Source organism: Aeromicrobium halocynthiae, from assembly GCF_039531385.1.
GTDB classification, from domain to species: Bacteria; Actinomycetota; Actinomycetes; order Propionibacteriales; family Nocardioidaceae; genus Aeromicrobium; species Aeromicrobium halocynthiae.
The window spans coordinates 58741-74998 of record NZ_BAAAPY010000009.1; the positions used below are offsets into that span (position 1 = coordinate 58741).

Here is a 16258-nt window from a genome sequence, read left to right on the forward strand (position 1 = left end):
GCTCGCGGCGTGACTCCTACGGCAGGTCGTACAGGGGTCGACGGGTGCGCAGCTCGGCCACGACGAGCAACGCCGTCCACACCAGCGTGACGGCGATCACCGAGGTTCCGACGGCTCTCAGGTCGACCTGTTCACGGGTGCCGGGAGCGGCCAGGACGGACAGCGCGACGGCGAGGACGGCGACCTTCGTGAGGTAGAACGTGACGGCCGCCGCGAGCGACAGCTCGGGGACCACCCGTGTGATCGGACCGAGCACCACCGGCGTCGAGGTGAGCAGGACCGCCACGGCGAACCCTCCGCCGAGAGCCGACCAGCCCGCGCGCGCGTCGACCAGGAGGCTGTGCGCGGCGGCGACGCCCACGACGGCCACCAGTCCGGGGACCGCCACGCGCCACAGGGCGCTCACGTGTCCCAGACCTTCCTGTCCAGGCGCGGCAGGACGAAGACCGCCGCGGCCGTCACGACGGCGAGCGCGGCGAACCCGATGAACGAGGCCCACCCGCTGAACAGGCTCACCACGACGCTGCCGAAGGCAACCAGGCCGGCCGCGGCGTACATGATCAGGACCGCGCGCCGGTGCGAGTGACCGATCTCGAGCAAGCGGTGGTGGATGTGCATCTTGTCCGGGCTGAACGGCGAGCGTCCAGCGCGGGTGCGGCGCAGGACCGCGAGCCCGAGGTCGACGAACGGCACCAGCAGCACGGTGAACGGCAGGAACAGCGGCAGCAGCACCGCGAGGAAGCTCGCGTCGCCACCGATGCCCTCCTGCAGGCTCGTGGCCGGGAACTGCCCGGTGAGGCTGATGGAGGAGCACGCCAGGACGAAGCCGATGAGCATCGAGCCGGAGTCGCCGATGAACATCCGGGCCGGGAAGAAGTTGTGCGGCAGGATCCCCAGGCAGGCCCCGGCAAGGGCTGCGGTCAGCAGTGCCGCGGCGATGGCACGGGCCTCGCCGTTGACGACGGCGAGGATGAACGCGAAGGAGAAGAACGCCACGGCGCCGATCGCGACCATGCCGGCGGCCAACCCGTCGAGTCCGTCGACGAAGTTCACGGCGTTCGCGGTGCCGACGATGAGGACGACGGTGAAGATGACCGACTGCACGGTGTCCAGGCCAAGGTAGTTGTTGTAGAGCGGCAGGTAGAGGAACTGCACCCCGAGGGCGACCACGACCAGGCTCGCCAGCACCTGCCCGGCGAACTTGCTCAGCGCGTCGAGCTCGAAGAGGTCGTCGACGATCCCGACGACGCAGATGAGCGCTCCGCCGATGATGACTGCTCTCGCGTCGCCGAAGACGGCGTCCTCGTTGCGCGACAGGAACGGCAGGTTGGTGGCCACGAGGTAGGCCGCGAGCAGACCGCCGAGCATGGCCGGTCCCCCGAAGTACGGCGTCGGGATGGCGTGGACGTCACGGTCGCGGACCTTGGCGACGGCGCCGAAGCGCATCGCTGCCATCCGGGCGATGGAGGCCAGGAGGTAGGTGACGCCGAGGGCGACACCGAAGACCACCAGGTACTCACGCACCGAACGGCTCCACGGTGTTGTTGAACTCGTGGAGCTGCTCGAGGGTGACGGGACCCTCGCGGAGCACCCGGGGCGTCGACCCGGTGACATCGACGATCGTCGACGCCGTGCCGCCGCGGCTGGGACCGCCGTCGAGGTAGACCTCGACGAGGTCACCGAGCATCCGTTCGGCCTCGGCGACGGTGGTCGCAGCGGGGTCGCCGCTGGTGTTGGCGCTGCTCACCGCGAGCGGACCGGTCTGCTTCAGCAGGTTCAGCGCCACGGGGTCGTCGGGCATGCGCACGGCCACCGTGTGGTGGGTGTCGCCGAGGTCCCACGAGAGCGACGGCTGCTGCCGGCACACGATCGTGAGCGGACCGGGCCACAGCGTCTGCGTCATGGTGCGCAGCCAGCCGGGGAGGTCGGCGGCGAGCGCCTCCAGGGTGGTGGGCGCCCCGACGAGCACCGGCGGTGGCATGTCGCGACCGCGACCCTTGGCGTCGAGCAGGCGTTGCACCGCCGCCGGGGAGAACGCGTCGGCCGCGATGCCGTAGACGGTGTCGGTGGGCAGCACGACGAGCCCGCCGTCGTCGAGGGCCCTGGCGGCTGCCTCGATCCCGGCGGTGCGGCGCTCGTCGTCGGAGCAGTCGAACGTCGTCGTCACGGGCGCCACCCTAGCGGGACCGTCATCGATCCCCCGTCATCCGATGACCCGGTGGATGACGAACGCGATCGCGAGGTACTGGATCGCCCGCCCGATGAGCACCATCGTCAGGAAGACCCAGAGCCGCTGACGCGAGAGGGCCGCCACGATGGTGACGATCGCGAGCGGGGGGACGGCGACCAGCGAGGACAGGAAGACCGTCGCCGCACCTGCCCAGGGACGCTCCATCACGCCGAGCAGCACGTTCCCCACCCGTCGGACCCACGCCCCGAAGCGCGTGCGTGGCGGACGACGGGCCTTCGGGCTGCGGGAGAACCGCTCGGAGCCGCGGCGGATCAGCACGAAGACGACCGCCTTGCCGATGACCGTGCCGACGGTGAGCGCCACGATCGCGACGAGCAGCGTGACGTCGTCGGAGACCAGGCCGCCGAGACCGACGACGTAGGCCTCGGCGTTGAACACCGGGAAGATCGCCGAGGCGATCCCGAAGGCGAAGGCGGCCCCGTGGATCGCGAGGTCGCCCATGGCGATCACCCTAGGGCAGCCTCACCGCCGTTCGGCGACAGGTGTCGCGCGACGCGCGCTCGACGGTCTCGAGGACTCAGGGTCGCGTCGCCGTGACGAAGCGTGGTCGCCCGGCGAGGTCGTCGTGATCGACGACGTCGCGCCAGCGACGGGTGAAGACCGCCGGCGCGGACCCGCCCTGGGCGTCGGCGTGCTCGGCGCCGACCACTCCCCCGGGCCGCAGCAGGCGCCAGGCGGTCTCCTCGAGCCGGCGCATGGCGTCGAGGCCGTCGTCGCCGGACCACAGCGCCAGTGCCGGGTCGTGGTCGCGGGCCTCCGGTGCCACCGACTCCCACGCCTCCAGCGGGATGTAGGGCGGGTTGCACACCACGACGTCGACCGTGCCGTCGAGATCGGCGAACGCCTCGAAGGCGTCTCCCTGGCGCAGGTCGACGCCCGTGCCGAGGAGGTTGCGCTCGGCCCACGCCAGCGCACTCTCGTCCAGCTCGACGGCGTGCACGCGCGCGGCAGGCGCCTCGTGCACGATCGACAGCGCGATCGCGCCCGAGCCGGTGCACAGGTCGACCACCACGGGGGCCTCACGCGCCTGGGCCTGCTCGACGGCCCAGCCGGCGAGCAGCTCGGTCTCCGGACGTGGCACGAAGACCCCGGGGCCCACCTCGAGGTCGACGTAGCGGAACGCCGCGCTGCCCGTCAGGTGCTGCAGCGGGACACGCCGTGCCCGCGCCTCGACCAGCTCGAGGTAGGCACGGCGTTGCGGTTCCTGCGGCTTGGCCCGGGACCGGAGCATCGCGCGCGGCAGGCCCATCACGTGGGAGAGCAGCAGCTCCGCGTCCACCTCCGGCGAGGGGACGTCGGCCTGGGCGAGCGTCGTGACCGCCTCCTCCAGCAGCCGCTCGGCGGCGGTCCGCACGCGGCTCACGAGGACCCCGGCTCGAGCGCGGCGAGACGTTCGGCGAGGTCGGCCTCGACGAGGGAGGCGATGACGTCGTCGAGGGCACCGTCGATGACGGCGTCGAGGGTGTGCGCCTTGAAGCCGGTCCGGTGGTCGCTGATGCGGTTCTCGGGGAAGTTGTAGGTGCGGACCCGCTCGGAGCGGTCGACCGTGCGCACCTGCGACCGGCGCGCGTCCGAGGCCTCGGCGTCCGCCGCGGCCCGTGCCGCGTCGAGCAGGCGCGAGCGGAGGATGCGCATGGCCTGCTCCTTGTTCTGCAGCTGGCTCTTCTCGTTCTGACAGCTCACGACGATGCCCGTGGGCACGTGGGTGATGCGGACGGCCGAGTCGGTGGTGTTGACGCTCTGACCCCCCGGTCCGGAGGACCGGAACACGTCGATGCGCAAGTCGGCGTCGTTGACCTGGACGTCGACGTCCTCGGCCTCCGGCAGCACGAGCACACCGGCCGCCGAGGTGTGGATGCGTCCCTGCGACTCGGTGACCGGCACGCGCTGGACGCGGTGGACGCCGCCCTCGAACTTGAGCAGCGCGTACGGCGCCTCGCCCGGTTCCGGCGTGCCCTTGGCCTTCACCGCGGCGGTGACGGACTTGAAGCCGCCGAGAGCCGTCGAGGTGGCGTCGAGCACCTCGACGCTCCAGCCGCGCGACTCCGCGAAGCGTGTGTACATGCGCAGGAGGTCGGCGGCGAACAGGGCCGACTCCTCACCACCTTCTCCCCCCTTCACCTCGAGGATGACGTCCTTGGCGTCGGCGGGGTCGCGCGGGACCAGCTGGCGCTGCAGCCGCTCCGCGAGCACGGGGATCCGTCGCTCGGCGTCCTCGGCCTCCTCGGCGAGTCCGAGCTCCCTGGCCGCCTCGAGGTCGTCGACCGTCTGCTGCCACTCCCGATAGGTGCGGATGATGGCACTCAGCTCGGCGTACCGCTGCCCGACGCGCTTGGAGGCGGCCTGGTCGGCGTGCAGAGCGGGATCGCCCATGCGCTCCTCGAGCATCGCGTGCTCCTCGACGAGGGACTCGACCGCCTCGAACATCGGACCTCCTGCGGCAGGCGTGGGACGTGGACAGACGACGGCGCCGACCCACCCGACGGGTGGATCGGCGCCGTGGAGGTCGCTACTTCTTGCCGTACCGCTTCTCGAACCGGGCCACGCGGCCGCCGGTGTCGAGGATCTTCTGCTTGCCCGTGTAGAACGGGTGGCAGGCCGAGCAGACGTCGGCCCGGAGGGTGCCCTCGGTGGCCGTGCTGCGCGTGGTGAACGAGTTGCCACAGGTGCAGGTGACCTGGGTCTCGACGTACTCGGGGTGGATGTTGCTCTTCATGGTGTCCTCTCGTGGGGCACTGGGTCGGAAGTCCCGGGAGCCAGTACCGAGGGTCGATTGTGCCATCCGGCAGTGGTCTCAACGAAATCGACCGCCCGGAATGTTCCCCACCGCTCTCGCCGAGCTGCGGTTTACCACGGTCTGTAGGCAAACGCGTTCTTCCCGCGGCAGATCTGCCGCGGGAAGAACAGACATACCGAGGGACCGTGGTAAACCGCGGCCCCGGGCCAGGCAGGGAGGGTCAGGCGGGGAGGAGCTTCTCGATGTCGGAGGCGATCTTCTCGGGCTTGGTGGTCGAGCCGTAGCGCTTGACGACGTTGCCCTCGGGGTCGATGAGGAACTTGGTGAAGTTCCACTTGATCTTCGACGGGCCGATGCCGCCCTTCTCCTGCTTCAGCCAGACGTACAGCGGGTGGGCGTCGTCACCGTTGACGTCGACCTCGGAGAACATCGGGAAGCTCACGCCGTAGTTGCGCTCGCAGAAGGTGGCGGTCTCCTCGTCGGACTCCGGGTTCTGGCCGCCGAACTGGTTGCACGGGAACCCCAGGACGACGAGCCCACGGTCCACGTACTCCGAGTACAGCTCCTCGAGCCCCTTGAGCTGCGGGGTGAAGCCGCACTGGGTGGCGGTGTTGACGACGAGGAGCACCTTGCCGCGGTAGTCGGCGAGCTGGCGCTCGGCGCCGTCGATGGTCGTGGCGGTGAAGTCGTACGCGGAGGTCATGGCGCCAATCTAGACAGTGCGGCCTCGCGCCGCAGACCAGCGGCGGCCCGCGGTCCCGACACCCGGGACCGCGGACCGCGCGCGCCGGGGATCAGCCGAGACGGTCGAGCAGCGCCTGCAGCGCCTTGGCAGGGGTCGAGCCCGCAGCCTGCTGCCGGACGGCCTCGGCCTTCGAGCGCTCCGACGCGTCCTGCAGCAGGTCGTCACGGCGTGTGCCCGAGGCGGCGATGTCGACCGCCGGGAACAGCCGCTCGTCGACGAGGTCACGACGCAGGCGCAGCTCCTGGGTGGCCGCACCCTGCAGCTCCTCGAGGATGAGCTCGTCGGTGCGCGAACCGGTCTCCGACGACGCGACGGCGAGGATCGTCAGCGAGCCGCCGTTCTCCAGGTTCCGCGCAGCGCCGAAGAACCGCTTGGGCTGGTGGAGCGCGGAGACGTCGAGACCACCGTCGACGATGCGTCCCGACGAGGCGGCCTGGTTGTAGGCGCGCCCCAGGCGGGTCAGGGAATCCAGCAGCACGACGACGTCGTGGCCGAGCTCGACGAGACGCTTGGCCCGCTCGATCGCGAGCTCCGCGACGGTGGTGTGGTCCGACGCGGGACGATCGAAGGTGGAGGCGATGACCTCCCCCTTGACCGAGCGCTGCATCTGCGTGACCTCCTCGGGACGCTCGTCGACCAGCACGACCATGAGGTGGCACTCGGGGTTGTTGGCGGTCACGGCATCGGCCACGGCCTGCAGGATCGTGGTGCGGCCCGAGGAGGGCGGTGCCACCAGCAGGGCTCGCTGACCCTTGCCGATCGGGGCCACGAGGTCGATGACGCGGGTCGTGGCGACCGCCGGCGTGGTCTCCAGGCGCAAGCGCTCGTCCGGGAAGACCGGCGTGAGGGCCGAGAACTCCCGACGCGAGCGCGACTCCTCGGCGGTGGCGCCGTTCACGGTGTCGATGCGCACCATGGGGTTGAACTTCTCCTTGCGCTCGCCCTCGCGCGGCTGACGCACCTGGCCGGTGACGGCGTCGCCCTTGCGGAGCCCCAGCTTGCGAACCATCGACAGCGACAGGTAGACGTCGTTCTCGCTCGGCAAGTAGCCGGTGGTGCGGACGAAGGCGTAGTTGTCGAGGATGTCGAGGATGCCCGCGGCAGGCACGAGGACGTCCTCCTCGGTGTACGTGGGCTCACCGTCGGGACCGCGGCCCCCGCGGTTGCGACCGCGTCGGTTGCGGCGACGACCGTTGCCGCCGATCTCGTCGTCGTCCTCACGCGCGTCGGCACCACCGCGCTGGCGGTTGTCCTGGTTGCCGTTGCGTCCGTCGTTCCTGGACCCGTCGTTCCTGGACTGCTCGCCCTTGGTCTGGTCGCCCTTGGACTGGTCGCCGCGACCCTGGCCCTTCTGGCCCTGCTCCTTGTGGCCCTGCTCCTTCTGGCCCTGCTCCTTCTGGCCCTGCTCCTTCTTGCCCTGTCCGCGCTGTCCCTTCTGCGCCTGAGCGTCCTGCTGCTTCGAGCCCTGGTCCACCTGGTCGTCGGCCTTCTGGCCCTGACCCTTCCGACCCTGGTCCTTCGAGCCCTGGTCGTTCGAATCCTGGCCCAACTGGTCCTCGGCCTTCCGGGCCCGACCCCTCGATCCCCGACCCTTCGAAGCGGCATCGTCGGCGGCGGCCTGGCCGGACTCCTTCGGAGCGGCGACGGGCTCGGAGGACTGCGGCGCGGTGCGCGGGGCCTCCCCCCGTGCCTCCTTGATCGCGTCGATCAGCTGACCCTTGCGCATGGCGGAGGCGCCGTCGATGCCGAGCTCGGCGGCGATCTCCTTCAGCTCGGCCAGGACCTTGCCACCCAGGGCACCGCCCTTCTTCCGGGCGGGGGCGGCGGCCTTCTCGGCAGCGGGTGCGTCGGACGGGGAGGTGGACTCGGCCGTGGAGGTCTCGGTCACGTGGTGGTTCCTTCTGTGGTGGCCCGCAGACACGGGACGTCGTGGAGGCGACACCGGGCGCGGCCCCGTGGGACCGGCGATGCGCCGGGAACACCGGTGGAGGCTGATCCCTGGACCGGGCCCGGAGAACGGACTCGTGACGGGGGCTCAAACACCGACACGACCAGCCTAGCACCCGCCGCCGTCGCACCGACTCCCCGACGCGCGCCAGGCAGACTCCCTCCGGAGGGTGCGCCTCACACGACGGTGGCGCCTCGTGACGCCACCTCGGTCTCGACGACCGTCCACCCGGCAGGTGCCCAGTCGGCGAGACCGTGTCCGAACGCGAGCACGGTGGGACCGGCCCCGGAGATGACGGCGGGGACGCCCTCGACCCGCATCTGGCGGAGCAGCTTGTGCGAGTCAGGCATCGCCGGGGCCCGGTAGCCCTGGTGCAGGCGGTCCTCGGTGGCCGGCAGGAGTCGGGCGGGATCGACGAGCAGCGCGGCGACGAGCAGGGCGGCCCGGGCAGCGTTCGCCGCAGCGTCGGCGTGCGGCACCTGGACGGGCAGCAGTCCCCGCGCGACGTGCGTGGCCACCGCGTCCTGAGGCACGAAGAGGGTGACGGGCGCAGAGACGTCGAGTCGCTGCACGTCGACGACCGCCGCCTGTGTCCAGGCGATCGTGACACCACCGAACATCGCCGCCGCGACGTTGTCGGGATGGCCCTCGATGTCGTTGGCGAGCTGGTAGGCGGCACCGTCGCCGAGCAGCTCCGTCCCTGCGGGGACGAGTGCGCGCGCCAAGACGATCCCGCCCACGATCGCCGCGGACGACGAGCCCATGCCTCGGGCGTGCGGGATCCGGTTCGTGCATCGCAGGGTCAGGCCCGGACGAGGGACTCCCATGAGCGAGAACGCGGCGTCCATCGCCTGGACCACCAGGTGCTCCTCGTCGCGCGGGACGTCCCCCTCGCCCTCGCCGGAGACCTCCACGCGCAGCTCCTCGCCGGGAAGCACCTCGGCGGTGAGCTCGTCGTGCACGGCCAGTGCGAGGCCGAGGCTGTCGTACCCGGGACCCAGGTTGGCGCTGGAGGCCGGCACCTGCACCGTGACCGGAGCCTCGACGAACCTCATGCGAGTCCGGCGACCTCGGCGGCAGCCGAGACGTCGGCGTCGATGACCGAGTCGACGATCGAGTCCACGCCGCTGAGGGCGGTCTCCGTGTCCTTGAGGCCGTGGCCGGTCACGGTGACGGTGACCGTGAGGCCGGCCTCGACCTGTCCCGCCTCGGCGGCAGCGAGCAGTCCCGCGACGCCGGCGGCCGACGCCGGCTCGACGAAGACACCATCGCGTGCCCCGAGCAGACGCTGGGCCTGCAGGATCTGCTCGTCGGTGACCGCCTCGATGCGGCCGGAGGACTCGTCGCGTGCGGCCTCGGCGAGGTGCCACGAGGCAGGGTTGCCGATGCGGATGGCCGTGGCGATCGTGTCGGGGTCCGGCACCGGGGCACCGCGGACGATGGGAGCGGCGCCGGCGGCCTGGAAGCCCCACATCTGCGGGGTGCCCGCCGCCATGCCCGCCTCGGCGTACTCGCGGAAGCCCAGCCAGTAGGCAGAGATGTTCCCAGCGTTACCCACGGGGAGGACGTGCACGTCGGGAGCGCGGCCCAGGACGTCGACGATCTCGAAGGAGGCCGTCTTCTGGCCTTGCAGGCGCACCGGGTTGACGGAGTTGACGAGGGCGACGGGATACTCCTCGGCGAGGCCGCGGGAGATCTGCAGGCACTCGTCGAACCCGCCGCGCACCTGGATCACCTCGGCGCCGTGCATGACGGCCTGGGCCATCTTGCCCGCGGCGATCTTGCCGAGCGGCACGAGCACGATGGGCGTCAGCCCGGCGCGGGCGGCGTAGGCGGTCATGGAGGCCGACGTGTTGCCCGTCGAGGCACACACGACCGCCCGCGCGCCGTCCTCCAGCGCCGTGGAGATGGCGGCGGTCATCCCGCGGTCCTTGAAGGACCCCGTGGGGTTGCTGCCCTCGACCTTCAGGTGCACCTCGCCGCGGACGAGCTCGGACAACCACGCGGAGTGGACCAGCGGCGTGCCACCCTCGCCGAGGGTGACGACGGGGGTCTTGGCCGAGACCGGCAGCCAGTCGCGGTACTCCTCGATCACCCCACGCCAGGGCCGGGCCCCGCGTGCGGTGGTGGTCTCGTCCTGCGCCATCAGAGCATCCCCTCGACCCGCATCACCGACGAGACGTCGCGCACCATGTCGAGGTCGCGCAGGCCGGCCACCACGGCTGCGAGGTCGGCGTCGGCCGCCTCGTGGGTGACGATGACCAGCTGCGCGTCGGAGCCGTGGCCCTCCTGACGCACGGTCTTGATGGAGACGTCGTACTCAGCGAAGGCCGCAGCGACGGCCGCGAGCACGCCGGCGCGGTCGTCGACGTCGATCTGGACGTGGTACCGGGTGGTGGCGCGTCCGATCTCGAGGACCTCGAGCTGGGCGTGGGTGGACTCCCCCGGCCCCCACACGCCCTTGAGGCGGTTCCGGGCGACGGAGACCACGTCGCCGAGGACCGCGCTCGCCGTCGGGGCTCCCCCGGCCCCCGGCCCGTAGAACATCAGCTGGCCCGCGGACTCGCTCTCCACGAAGACAGCGTTGAAGGCCCCGCGGACGCTCGCGAGCGGATGGTCGAGCGGGATCATGGCGGGGTGGACGCGGGCGGAGACAGCCGCGCCGTCGGGTCCGTCGATGCGCTCGCAGATGGCCAGCAGCTTGACGACGCAGCCCATCTCCGCGGCCGATCGGACGTCGGCAGCGGTGACCTCGACGATGCCCTCGCGGTGCACGTCGCCGATCGTGACGCGGCTGTGGAAGGCGAGCGAGGCCAGGATCGCGGCCTTGGACGCGGCGTCGAATCCTTCGATGTCGGCGGTCGGGTCGGCCTCGGCGTACCCGAGTCGCTGCGCCTCCTCCAGCACCTCCTCGAAGCCGGACCCGTGGGTGGTCATGGCGTCGAGGATGAAGTTCGTGGTGCCGTTGACGATCCCCAGCACCCGGTGCACGGTGTCGCCAGCGAGCGACTCGACGAGCGGCCGGACGATCGGGATGGCACCGGCGACCGCCGCCTCGAAGGCGAGGTCGCGCTCGGCCTTGGCCGCCGCCGCGAACAGCTCGCCACCGTCCTCGGCGAGGAGCGCCTTGTTGGCCGTGACGACCGAGGCTCCGTTCTCCAGTGCCGTGACGATGAGCTCACGAGCCGGCTCGATGCCCCCGATCACCTCGATGACGAGGTCGATGTCCTCACGTGCCACCAAGGCGTGGGCGTCGGTCGTGAACAGCTCGGCCGGGAGGTCGAGGTCGCGTTCGCGCCCGGGTCGGCGCACGGCGATGCCGGCCAGCTCGAGGGGCGCTCCCACACGTCGAGCGAGCTCGGACGCGTCGCGCGTGAGCAGACGGGCCACCTCGCTGCCGACGACGCCACAGCCGAGCAGGGCGACGCGCAAGGGCCGGTCGGGATCTGCTGGAGTCGGGCTCACGTCCCGTAGCGTATCGGCGTCGCGTCCGGCCCGGTGCAGAGCCGCCATCGGTGAGACCGGAACGGCTGCCAGAGCCTAAGGTTGTCCCATGCCCCGCTCAGACGCAGCACGTCGGCGCGAGCGTCGATGGCAGGTCGGCGTGGTCACGGCGTTCGTGCTCGTCCTCGCAGCGGCGAGCGCGGCCGGCGTCGACGTCGTCCGCGAGGCGCGGGAGCGCCCTGCTGCCCTCTCGGCCGTCGATGCCGGGCCCGTCTCGTCGGAGGACTCTCGTCGCCAGGTGAACGTCACGATCTCGGTCTCCTCGGACGCGCCCTTCTCCTTCACGTACGTCACGACCGCCGGGGAGCAGGTGACCCGGGAGTCCGAGGACGGCTCACCGGTCAGCGTCACGACGGTCGAGCGTGGCAACGGACCCTACGTCCAGGTGTGGGCGCAGACCGCACCGTGGTCCACGTTCGTGCGGTGCGAGGTCGAGGTCGACGATGACCTCCGCTCGGAGGAACGCATCGAGGGCCCGGCCGCCGCGACCTACTGCGTCGCATGACGGGCGCCCCCACGAACGACGACCTGCGGCATCGGGAGCTGACGCCCGGCGAGGTCGCTCGGCGTTCGGGCGTGACGGTCTCGGCGCTCCACTACTGGGAGCGCGAGGGACTCATCGCGAGTCGGCGCACGAGCGGCAACCAGCGCCGCTACCACCGGGACGTCCTGCGACGGGTCGCGTTCATCCAGTTCTCGCAGCGGCTCGGCATCCCACTGAAGCTGGTGTCGCAGGCCCTGTCGACCCTGCCGAGCGACCGCACCCCGACCTCCCAGGACTGGGCCCGGCTCACCGACTCCTGGCGCGACGACCTCGACGAGCGGATCCAGCGGCTGCAGGACCTGCGTGACCGGCTCGACGGCTGCATCGGCTGCGGCTGCCTGTCGCTCACGAGCTGTGCGTTCTACAACGAGGGCGACCACCTCGCCGCGGAGGGACCCGGGCCGCGACGCGGGTTGCGCTGAAGCACGACCGAGGGACCTGAGAGCCGACGAGGGCACCGTGCGAGACTGCGCCGGTGACGCCCGCGGACCGTTCGAGCCTTCGCGAGGGTCTGCGCCTCGGAGTGGCCTTCGGCATCGCGGGCTTCCTGCTGTCGATGTCGTTCGGGGTGGTGGCACGAGAGTCGGGGTTCAGCCTCGTGGCGGCCGTCACGATGTCCGTCATCGTCTTCGCCGGGTCGGCCCAGTTCGCCGCCGTGGCCGTGCTCGGCGCCGGCGGCGGGCCGGTCGCCGCCGTGGCCGCGGCGACCCTGATGAACTCGAGGTTCCTGCCGATGGGCGTGGCGCTGGCCCCGTCACTGCCCGGGCGGGCGTGGTGGCGCGGTGTCCAGGGTCAGGCGGTCGTCGACTCGTCGTGGGCCGTGGCGTCCAACGGCGACGGCACCTTCGACCGGTGGCGGCTCTTCGGCACGACCCTCCCCCAGTACGGCGCGTGGCAGCTGGGGACCCTCGTCGGAGCCTACGGCGGCGACGTCATCGGCGACCTCGAGCGGTTCGGCCTCGACGCGGTCTACCCGGCGTTCTTCCTGGCCATCCTCGTCCCGGAGCTGCGTGACCGCGACCGACTCGGCGTGGCCGTCGCCGGCGGGCTCGTCGCCCTCGCGCTCGTGCCCGTCGCGCCACCCGGTGTGCCTGTCCTCGCCGCTGGGCTCGCGGCGCTGTGGGGCCTGCGTCGAGGGGGCGAGCGATGACCGTGGTCTGGGTGACGATCGGTGGTGTCGCGCTGGCGACGGCGGCGGTCAAGGCCGCCGGTCCGGTGCTGCTCGGTGGGCGTGACCTGCCGGCCCGCTTCGGGAGCGTCGTGGGCCTCATGGCGCCGGCCCTGCTCACGGCGCTCGTCGTGACGGCCGTGCTCGCCGACGACGGGCGGTGGACGGCCGGCGCGAGCGCGATCGGCGTGGCGGCGGCCGGGGTCGTCGCCTGGCGGGGGGCGTCGGTCGTCGTCACCGTCGGCGTCGCGGTGGCGGTCACCGCGCTGCTGCGGCTCGCCGGGATGTCGTGAGGCTCAGCCGAGGTCGAGCCGCAGGAGGTCGGCCTCGTCCTCGCGACGGACCACGAGGCGGGCCTCGCCGTCCCTGACGGCCACGACCGCCGGTCGGGGGACGTGGTTGTAGTTGCTCGCGAGGGAGCGGCAGTAGGCCCCGGTGCCGGGGACGGCGATCAGGTCCCCTGCCGCGACGTCGGCGGGCAGGTACTCGTCCTTGACGACGATGTCGCCGGACTCGCAGTGCTTGCCCACGACGCGACTGAGCACGGCCGGTCCGTCGGAGGAGCGTGAGGCGAGCGTGCAGGAGTAGTCGGCGCTGTACAGGGCGGGACGGATGTTGTCGCTCATGCCGCCGTCGACCGACACGTAGCGCCGGGTGGCGTCCCCGTCGAGACGGACGTCCTTGGTGGTGCCGACCTCGTAGAGCGTGAACGTCGAGGGCCCCGCGATCGCGCGGCCCGGCTCGATCGACAACTGCGGCACGTCGACACCGAGCGCGGCGCACTCGTCGGCCACGATCTTGAGCAGGCCGCGGGCGAGGTCGTCGGGCGTCGCCGGCCGGTCCTGCGTGGTGTACGCGATGCCGAAGCCGCCGCCGAGGTCGAGCTCGGGCGGCGCGCCGCCCTGCTCCTCGGCGATCTGCGCGTGCAGCCGCAGCACCCGGCGGGCAGCGACCTCGAACCCGTCGGTGACGAAGATCTGCGAGCCGATGTGCGAGTGCAGGCCGAGCAGGTGCAGCCCGGGCACCGCCGCGATGCGCCGGACGGCGTCCATCGCGGCACCGTCGGCGATCGAGAAGCCGAACTTCTGGTCCTCGTGGGAGGTGGAGATGTACTCGTGCGTGTGGGCCTCGACCCCGGCGGTCACGCGGACCATGACGTGGGCCGGGACGCCGAGCTCCTCGGTCAGTGCCGCGAGTCGGTCGATCTCCTCGGCGCTGTCGACGATGATGCGACCCACGCCGGCCTCGAGTGCGCGACGCAGCTCCGCGACGGACTTGTTGTTGCCGTGCAGTCCGATCCGCTCGGGCGGGAACTCCGCGCGCAGGGCGACCGCGAGCTCCCCGCCGGTGCAGACGTCGAGGTTCAACCCCTCCTCGGCCACCCAACGGGCGGTCGCGATGCACAGGAACGCCTTGGCGGCGTAGAAGACGTCGACCCCTGCGAAGGCCTCGGCGAAGGCACGTGCGCGGGCGCGGAAGTCGGCCTCGTCGACGACGTAGAGCGGCGTCCCGAACTCGCGGGCCAGCTCCGGCGCCGTGACGCCTGCCACCGACAGGACACCGTCGGACTTGGCCACACCGGCCGACCAGAGGTGCTCGACGAGGGCGTCGGGGTCGTCGGGGACCCGCAGCCACGCGGGGCCGCGGTCGCCGGCCTGACCGTGCAGGGCTCCTGCCTCGTGGGAACGCATGCTCACATCCTCTCGGGTGCCGTGACACCGAGCAGGCCGAGTCCGTTCGCCAGCACCTGCCGGGTCGCCGCGACGAGCACCAGCCGGGCCCGGTGGACGTCGGCGACGTCCTCGTCGCCCTGCGGGAGGACGCGGCACACGGCGTAGAAGGTGTGGAACGCGGCAGCCGTGCTCTCCAGGTAGCGGGCCACGCGGTGCGGCTCGCGCAGCTGGGCGGCACGCGCGACGACCTCGGGGAAGCTCGCGAGCGCTCGCAGGAGGTCGCCCTCCTTCTCGTGCTCCAGGAGTGCGGGGTCGAAGTTCTGGAGACCGTGCGCGATGGCGAGGTCGTCGGCGTTGCGCAGGATGCTGGAGAGGCGTGCGTGGGCGTACTGGACGTAGTAGACGGGGTTGTCGTTGGTGGTGCTGGCCCACAAGTCGAGGTCGAGGTCGATCGGCGAGTCCGTCGAGTAGCGGGACAGGGCGTACCGGGCGGCGTCGATCCCGATCGCGTCGACCAGGTCCTCGAGCGAGATGACCGTTCCGGCGCGCTTGCTCATCCTCAGCGGCTGTCCGTCGCGCAGCAGGTTGACCATCTGGCCGATGAGGATCTCGAGGTTGACGCCCGGCTCGTCGCCGAACGCGGCGCACATCGCCATCATCCGCGAGACGTAGCCGTGGTGGTCCGCGCCCAGCATGATCAGGCATCGGTCGAAGCCACGCTCGCGCTTGTCGAGGTAGTAGGCGAGGTCGCCGGAGATGTAGGCGGGCTGACCGTCGGACTTCACGACGACACGGTCCTTGTCGTCGCCGTAGTCGGACGTCCTCAGCCACCGGGCACCGCCGGACTCGTACATCTTGCCGAGCGCGTCGAGCCGGCCGATCGCCCGCTCGACGGCACCGGAGGCGTGCAGGTCGTTCTCGTGGAAGTAGACGTCGAAGTCGACGCCGAAGTCGTGCAGGGACCGCTTGATCTCCGCGAACATGAGCTCGACGCCCGCGGCCCGGAACACCTCGACGGCCTCGGCGTCGGGCAGCGCCACCGCGCCGGGGTGCTGGGCGACGACGTCGGCGGAGATGTCGTGGATGTACTGGCCCCCGTAGCCGTCCTCGGGCGCGTCCTGGCCGCGGGCCGAGGCGAGCAGCGACCGTGCGAACCGGTCGATCTGCGCGCCGTGGTCGTTGAAGTAGTACTCGCGCGTGACGTCGGCGCCGGCGAAGGTCAGCAAGCGTCCGAGGGAGTCCCCCACGGCCGCCCACCGCACTCCGCCGATGTGGATGGGACCGGTCGGGTTGGCGCTCACGAACTCGAGGTTGACCCGCTGGCCCGCGTAGGAGTCGTTGCGCCCGTAGTCACCGCCGCGCTCGAGCACCACGGCCGCGACCTGACCCTGCGCGCCGGCTGCGACCCGCAGGTTGAGGAAGCCCGGTCCGGCGACCTCCGCGCTCGCGATGCCGTCGGCGCTCTCGAGCTCCGCGGCGAGCCACTGGGCGAGGTCGCGCGGGTTCAGGCCGGCCTTCTTGGCGAGCTGCAGGGCGATGTTGGTGGCGTAGTCGCCGTGCTCCTTGACCTTGGGGCGCTCTACGCGGACCTCGGCAGGAAAACCGTCGGGCAGGGCGAGTCGGCCGTCGTCGACGAGCCGACCGAGGGCACTGACGATGGCGGTGGAGAGCTGGTCGGGAGTCACCCG

General features: G+C 71.6%; 18 protein-coding genes. 4 read left to right on the forward strand and 14 right to left on the reverse strand.

Annotated features, from left to right (window positions below):
- Positions 1-16: 16 nt before the first annotated feature.
- The 12 genes from ABD213_RS12165 to ABD213_RS12220 all read right to left on the reverse strand — a co-directional run bounded on the left by ABD213_RS12165 (position 17) and on the right by ABD213_RS12220 (position 11146).
- Entirely contained in the window at positions 17-406 is a 390-nt protein-coding gene (locus ABD213_RS12165; protein ID WP_344328971.1) for a hypothetical protein, read from the reverse strand.
- Positions 403-1524, reverse strand: a complete 1122-nt coding sequence (locus ABD213_RS12170; protein WP_344328973.1) for a glycosyltransferase family 4 protein — start codon at positions 1522-1524, stop codon at positions 403-405. The genes ABD213_RS12165 and ABD213_RS12170 overlap by 4 nt, the downstream gene beginning before the upstream one ends.
- A complete protein-coding gene (locus ABD213_RS12175) occupies positions 1517-2167 on the reverse strand; it encodes an L-threonylcarbamoyladenylate synthase (RefSeq protein WP_344328975.1) in 651 nt (216 codons plus the stop codon). The genes ABD213_RS12170 and ABD213_RS12175 overlap by 8 nt, the downstream gene beginning before the upstream one ends.
- 36 nt (positions 2168-2203) lie before the next feature.
- Positions 2204-2692: a VTT domain-containing protein gene (locus ABD213_RS12180; RefSeq protein ID WP_344328978.1), complete on the reverse strand. Its 489-nt coding sequence runs from the start codon at positions 2690-2692 to the stop codon at positions 2204-2206.
- A gap of 76 nt (positions 2693-2768) precedes the next feature.
- Positions 2769-3614 carry a peptide chain release factor N(5)-glutamine methyltransferase gene (prmC, locus tag ABD213_RS12185; protein ID WP_425546061.1) on the reverse strand — a complete coding sequence of 282 codons (846 nt, stop codon included), beginning with the start codon at positions 3612-3614 and terminating at the stop codon, positions 2769-2771.
- Positions 3611-4678, reverse strand: a complete 1068-nt coding sequence (gene prfA / locus ABD213_RS12190) for a peptide chain release factor 1 (protein WP_344328980.1) — start codon at positions 4676-4678, stop codon at positions 3611-3613. Before prfA ends, prmC begins: the two co-directional genes overlap by 4 nt.
- 82 nt (positions 4679-4760) lie before the next feature.
- Entirely contained in the window at positions 4761-4967 is a 207-nt protein-coding gene (gene rpmE / locus ABD213_RS12195; RefSeq protein ID WP_344328982.1) for a 50S ribosomal protein L31, read from the reverse strand.
- 241 nt (positions 4968-5208) lie between these two features.
- Positions 5209-5691, reverse strand: coding sequence for a glutathione peroxidase (locus tag ABD213_RS12200; protein WP_344328984.1), 483 nt, complete (start codon positions 5689-5691; stop codon positions 5209-5211).
- 91 nt (positions 5692-5782) lie between these two features.
- Positions 5783-7621 carry a transcription termination factor Rho gene (rho, locus tag ABD213_RS12205; protein ID WP_344328986.1) on the reverse strand — a complete coding sequence of 613 codons (1839 nt, stop codon included), beginning with the start codon at positions 7619-7621 and terminating at the stop codon, positions 5783-5785.
- Positions 7622-7857: 236 nt separating this feature from the next.
- Positions 7858-8736, reverse strand: coding sequence for a homoserine kinase (gene thrB, locus ABD213_RS12210; RefSeq protein WP_344328989.1), 879 nt, complete (start codon positions 8734-8736; stop codon positions 7858-7860).
- Positions 8733-9827 (reverse strand): threonine synthase, encoded by a 1095-nt coding sequence (thrC, locus tag ABD213_RS12215; RefSeq protein ID WP_344328991.1) that lies wholly within the window; start codon positions 9825-9827, stop codon positions 8733-8735. Before thrC ends, thrB begins: the two co-directional genes overlap by 4 nt.
- The gene (locus tag ABD213_RS12220) at positions 9827-11146 is read right to left on the reverse strand and encodes a homoserine dehydrogenase (RefSeq protein ID WP_344328993.1); all 1320 of its coding nucleotides are present in this window, start codon (positions 11144-11146) and stop codon (positions 9827-9829) included. Before ABD213_RS12220 ends, thrC begins: the two co-directional genes overlap by 1 nt.
- An 88-nt stretch (positions 11147-11234) precedes the next feature.
- Between ABD213_RS12220 and ABD213_RS12225 the strand changes: the two genes are divergently transcribed.
- From ABD213_RS12225 to ABD213_RS12240, 4 genes are read left to right on the forward strand one after another with little or no spacing between them, the layout of a single operon-like run.
- Complete coding sequence (locus tag ABD213_RS12225; protein WP_344328995.1) at positions 11235-11690, forward strand: hypothetical protein; 456 nt, start codon at positions 11235-11237, stop codon at positions 11688-11690.
- Positions 11687-12151 carry a redox-sensitive transcriptional activator SoxR gene (gene soxR / locus ABD213_RS12230; RefSeq protein ID WP_344328997.1) on the forward strand — a complete coding sequence of 155 codons (465 nt, stop codon included), beginning with the start codon at positions 11687-11689 and terminating at the stop codon, positions 12149-12151. Before ABD213_RS12225 ends, soxR begins: the two co-directional genes overlap by 4 nt.
- Before the next feature lie 53 nt (positions 12152-12204).
- The gene (locus ABD213_RS12235) at positions 12205-12879 is read left to right on the forward strand and encodes an AzlC family ABC transporter permease (RefSeq protein WP_344329000.1); all 675 of its coding nucleotides are present in this window, start codon (positions 12205-12207) and stop codon (positions 12877-12879) included.
- Positions 12876-13190 carry an AzlD domain-containing protein gene (locus ABD213_RS12240; protein ID WP_344329002.1) on the forward strand — a complete coding sequence of 105 codons (315 nt, stop codon included), beginning with the start codon at positions 12876-12878 and terminating at the stop codon, positions 13188-13190. Before ABD213_RS12235 ends, ABD213_RS12240 begins: the two co-directional genes overlap by 4 nt.
- Before the next feature lie 3 nt (positions 13191-13193).
- Here the strand turns inward: ABD213_RS12240 and lysA are convergent, their stop codons facing one another.
- Together lysA and argS are read right to left on the reverse strand one after the other, a co-directional pair.
- Positions 13194-14588 carry a diaminopimelate decarboxylase gene (gene lysA / locus ABD213_RS12245; protein ID WP_344329005.1) on the reverse strand — a complete coding sequence of 465 codons (1395 nt, stop codon included), beginning with the start codon at positions 14586-14588 and terminating at the stop codon, positions 13194-13196.
- Between the two features lie 2 nt (positions 14589-14590).
- The gene (gene argS / locus ABD213_RS12250; RefSeq protein ID WP_344329008.1) at positions 14591-16255 is read right to left on the reverse strand and encodes an arginine--tRNA ligase; all 1665 of its coding nucleotides are present in this window, start codon (positions 16253-16255) and stop codon (positions 14591-14593) included.
- Positions 16256-16258: the final 3 nt, after the last annotated feature.

Coding starts and splice junctions, on each gene's coding strand:
- ABD213_RS12180 (WP_344328978.1), bottom strand. CDS start 2,692: ATGGGCGACCTCGCGATCCACGGGGCCGCCTTCGCCTTCGGGATCGCC.
- rpmE (WP_344328982.1), bottom strand. CDS start 4,967: ATGAAGAGCAACATCCACCCCGAGTACGTCGAGACCCAGGTCACCTGC.
- prfA (WP_344328980.1), bottom strand. CDS start 4,678: ATGTTCGAGGCGGTCGAGTCCCTCGTCGAGGAGCACGCGATGCTCGAG.
- lysA (WP_344329005.1), bottom strand. CDS start 14,588: ATGCGTTCCCACGAGGCAGGAGCCCTGCACGGTCAGGCCGGCGACCGC.
- thrB (WP_344328989.1), bottom strand. CDS start 8,736: ATGAGGTTCGTCGAGGCTCCGGTCACGGTGCAGGTGCCGGCCTCCAGC.
- ABD213_RS12225 (WP_344328995.1), top strand. CDS start 11,235: ATGCCCCGCTCAGACGCAGCACGTCGGCGCGAGCGTCGATGGCAGGTC.
- thrC (WP_344328991.1), bottom strand. CDS start 9,827: ATGGCGCAGGACGAGACCACCACCGCACGCGGGGCCCGGCCCTGGCGT.
- ABD213_RS12200 (WP_344328984.1), bottom strand. CDS start 5,691: ATGACCTCCGCGTACGACTTCACCGCCACGACCATCGACGGCGCCGAG.
- soxR (WP_344328997.1), top strand. CDS start 11,687: ATGACGGGCGCCCCCACGAACGACGACCTGCGGCATCGGGAGCTGACG.
- ABD213_RS12240 (WP_344329002.1), top strand. CDS start 12,876: ATGACCGTGGTCTGGGTGACGATCGGTGGTGTCGCGCTGGCGACGGCG.